The sequence below is a fragment of the Phreatobacter sp. genome, from assembly GCF_052440005.1.
In the GTDB taxonomy this organism is placed as follows: Bacteria; Pseudomonadota; Alphaproteobacteria; order Rhizobiales; family Phreatobacteraceae; genus Phreatobacter.
On the sequence record NZ_JBQVQL010000162.1, the window covers coordinates 1 to 4,409 of the forward strand.

General features: G+C 73.0%; 2 protein-coding genes. Both read left to right on the plus strand.

Annotated features, from left to right (window positions below; all coding sequences use genetic code 11):
- Positions 1-1,555: double-strand break repair protein AddB (gene addB / locus ACT6XY_RS22455; RefSeq protein ID WP_444750526.1), on the plus strand; the 1,555-nt coding region annotated here is incomplete at its 5' end.
- Positions 1,552-4,409: double-strand break repair helicase AddA (gene addA, locus ACT6XY_RS22460; RefSeq protein ID WP_444750527.1), on the plus strand; the 2,858-nt coding region annotated here is incomplete at its 3' end. The genes addB and addA, both read left to right, overlap by 4 nt.

Sequence of the window (4,409 nt, forward strand, 5' to 3'; positions counted from 1 at the left end):
GGCTCTCGCCGCGGGCCGGGCTCTGCTGTCGAAGACCATCGCCGCGCTGGAACCCCTCGCGACCCTCGACCGGCAGGCGCCCATCGCCGCCTTCGCCGCGGCTCACCGCGAGGTGCTGCGGCGGCTCGGGCTCGACGGGGCCGCCATCGGCGCCGAGGCCGTGCTGACCCTTCTCGACGACCTCGCGGCGTCGCCGCCGGCCATGGCCTTTCCGCTCACCCGCGACGACTACCCCTCCGCCCTCGACGCGCTGATGCAGACCCAGACGACCCGCCTGCCGGCCAATCCCGGCGCGCGCATCCGCATCCTCGGCCTCGTCGAGGCCCGCCTGCTCCATGTCGACTGCGTCGTGATGGCGGGACTGGTCGAGGGGTCCTGGCCGGGCCAGACGCGGCTCGACCCCTGGCTCAACCGCGCGATGCGGGCGAGCTTCGGCATCGATCCGCCGGAGCGCCGGGTCGGCCTCGCCGCCCACGACTTCTGCCAGCTGATGGGCCAGCGCCAGGTGGTGCTGACGCGCGCCACCAAGGCCGGCGGCGTGCCGACCGTGCCGTCGCGCTGGATGCAGCGCCTCGCCGTGGTGCTCGGCGAGGAGGCCTGGGCGGGTTTGCGCGCCCGCGGCGACAAGGTCCTCGCCCTGGCGCAGGCGCTGGACGCGGTGGAGCGGCCGCGGCCGATCGCGCGCCCCAATCCGGCGCCGCCGCTGGCTCTCAGGCCGACGCGGCTCTCGGTCACGGAGATCGAGACGCTGCAGCGCGACCCCTATGCCGTCTATGCCCGCCACGTCCTGAAGCTCAGGGCGCTGGAGGCGCTGGACCAGGTGCCCGGCGCGGTCGAGCGCGGCATCGTCATCCACGGCGCACTCGATGCCTATACCCGCGAGGCTTCGGCGGGCCCGGTGGCCGATCCGGTCGGCCGCCTCGTCGCCCTCGGCCGCGAGGCCTTCGCGCCCTACTGGGACGACCCGTCCGTCAGGGCCGTGTGGTGGCCGCGCTACCTGCGCATCGCCGCCTGGTTCGCGGGCGCCGACGCCGACCGGCGCAAGCTCTTCGCCGCCGCCCATGCCGAGCGCTCCGGCCATCTCGAATTCGAGACGCCGGCAGGCCGTGCCTTCCGCCTCACCACCAAGGCCGACCGCATCGACGTCACCGAGGACGGGCGCGCCGAGATCATCGACTACAAGACCGGCAGTCCGCCGAGCGACAAGCAGGTCAATTCCGGTCTGGCGCCGCAGCTGGCGCTGGAGGCGGCCGTGCTGAAGGCGGGAGGCTTCGCCGAGATTCATCCTGACCTTTCGATCGAGGCCCTCGTCTATGCCAAGCTCGGCGGCCGCGACCCGGCCGGCGAGTTCCGCGCGGTGAAGGTCGAGACAGGCGTCGAAACCCTCGTGGAGGACACCCTCGCCGGCCTGAAGCGGCTCATCGCTGCCTACGAGGACGAGCGGCGCGGCTATCTCTCGTGGGCCATGCCGCAATATGTCGGTGGCCGCTCCGGCGACTACGCCCACCTCGCCCGCGTCAAGGAATGGTCCACCGGCACGGGAGAGGGCGAATGAGCCGCAACCTCGCCGCCCCCCCGGAAGCCGTCATCGCGCAGCGCCGGGCCTCGGATCCCGCCCACTCGGCCTGGGTCTCGGCCAATGCCGGCTCCGGCAAGACCTATGTGCTGGCCCGCCGCGTCGTCAGGCTGATGCTGGCGGGAACGCCGCCCGGCGCCATCCTCTGCCTGACCTTCACCAAGGCGGCTGCCGCAACCATGGCGAACCGCGTCTTCGAGCTGCTCGGGCAGTGGGCGGTCATGGACGACACGACCCTCCGCCAGGCGCTGCATGCCCTCGACGGGCAGCACCACGACGCGGCCACCCTACGCCGGGCGCGCCGGCTCTTCGCCGAAGCGCTGGAGACCCCGGGCGGACTGAAGGTGCAGACGATCCACGCCTTCTGCGAGCGCGTGCTGCACCAGTTCCCCTTCGAGGCCAACGTCGCCTCGCAGTTCACCGTGCTGGACGAGCGGGAGCACGAGGAGATGGTCCGGCGGGCAAAGCTCGCCATCCTGCTGGAGGCGGCGGCCGAGCCCGACGGGGACATGGGCCGGGCGCTCGCCTATCTCTCGACCGTGGCCGCCGATTCGACGGTGGACGACCTTCTCGGGGAGGCGCTCGCCGCCCGCCACGCCATGGAGGCGGATATCGCAGCCCGCGGCGGGCTCACGCAGGCCATCGCGACCCTCGGCGACCTGTTCGGCCTCCTGCCCGGCGAAACCGAGGCGGCGCTGACCGCAGCCATCGTCGGCGAGGCGGAGCTGCCGCCGACGGAATGGCCCGGGGTCGCCGAGACGTTGGCGCACCACTCAGACGCGAAGACCGACAGGGACGTCGTCGCGGCGCTGCGCGAGGCGGTGCGGATGCCCGAGCGGCGGACCGAGCTCTATGAGCGCATCTTCCTCAAGGCCGACGGCGACCCGCGGCAAAGGCTGGTCACCAAGGCGGTGGCCACCCGCGAGCCGGCTCTCTGCGCGATCCTGGAGCGGGAGAAGGAACGGATCGCGGCGCTGCGCGAGAAGCGCCGGGCGGCACAGCTGCGGGACGGCACGGCGGCGCTGCTCACCCTGGCACAGGCGATCTGCCGCCGGGTGGAGACGGAAAAGGCGGCGCGCGGGGCGCTCGATTTCGCCGACCTCATCGTGCGCACGCGCGACCTCCTGCGCAACGGCTCGGCGCCCTGGATCCTCTACAAGCTCGACCAAGGCATCGACCACGTCCTGGTAGACGAGGCGCAGGACACCAGCCCCGACCAGTGGGAGATCGTCAGCGCCCTGATCGAGGAGTTCACCGCTGGCGAGGGCGCCCGCGGCATGCCGCGCACGCTCTTCGTTGTGGGCGACGAGAAACAGTCGATCTATTCGTTCCAGGGCGCCGTGCCGCAGAATTTCAGCGGCCTGCGCGACAGCTTCGCCCGCAAGTTCGCCGCGGCCGCGCGGCCCTTCGAGCGGCAGATCAACCTGAACTTCTCCTTCCGCTCGACCCGCGCCGTCCTCAGCGCCGTCGACCGGGTCTTCACCGACGACGACGCCCGGAAGGGGCTGTCCTTCACGCCGGGGCCGCTGATGCCGCACGAGGCGGCGCGGCAGGCAGCGCCCGGCCTCGTCGAGCTCTGGCCCGCCACCCTGCCGGAGACGGCGGAGGACAGGTCGCCCTGGACCGCGCCGGTGGATGCGCCGACCCTCGGTGATGCGGCCGAGCGCCTGGCGGCGCGCATCGCCCGTCACGTCCGGCTGTGGCTGGACGAGGGGCACCGGCTGCCGGACCGCGACCGGCCGATTCGCGCCGGTGACATCCTCATCCTCGTGCGGCGGCGCGGGCCGATCTTCGAGAGCATCATCCGGGCGCTCAAGAACGCCGGGGTGCCGGTGGCCGGCGCCGACCGCCTGGTGCTGGGCGAGCATATCGCGGTGATGGACCTGCTGGCGCTCGGCGACTGTCTGCTGACGCCGGAGGACGACCTGTCGCTCGCCGCGGTGCTGAAGAGCCCGCTCATCGGAATCGATGAGGAGGAGCTCCTGGAGCTCGCCTCGGGCCGCCCGGGATCACTGTGGGACGCGCTGGTGGAGGACGCGCACCCGGCCGCCGCCCGTCTCGCCGGCTGGCGGGACGAGGCCCTCGCGCTGCCGCCCGCCGCCTTCTATGGCCGGGTTCTGGCGCGCGACGGGGGCCGGCGCGCCATGCTGGCGCGCCTCGGATCGGAAGCGGCCGATGCGCTGGACGAGTTCATGTCCATGGCGCTGACCTTCGAGGCTTCGGAGATCCCGACCCTGCGCGGCTTCCTCGCCGCCATGCGGGCGAGCGAGGTCAACGTGAAGCGCGACATGGAGCTCGGCCGCGACGAGGTCCGCGTCATGACCGTCCACGGCGCCAAGGGGCTGGAGGCCGACATCGTCTTCCTCGCCGACACGATGGGAAAGCCCGGCGGCAGCCACGACCCGAAGATCTTCGCCATCCGGCCGCCCCATGCGCCGGCCGACGCGCCGCCGCGCCTCGTCTGGTCGCCGGCCTCCAAGGCCGACACGCCGCTGGTAGCCGAGGCGCGCAGGCTGAGCCGCGACGCGCAGGCGGAAGAATATCGGCGCCTGCTCTACGTCGCGATGACGCGCGCGGCGGACAGGCTGATCGTCTGCGGGGCGCGGCCGAAGAAGCCCAGCCCCGACGTCTGGTACGACATCATCGACCGCACCATCGGGAGCGAGGCGGTGGAGGAGTCGGCCGACGACGGCGACGGTGTGGTGAAGCGCTGGCGCAACGGGCCGGCGCTCCCCGCGGCGCGGGCGCCCATCGCGCCGCAGACGATCGTGCGCCCGGCCCTGCCTGACTGGCTCGCACGGCCCGCGCCCGCGGTCGCCGTACCACCACGCAC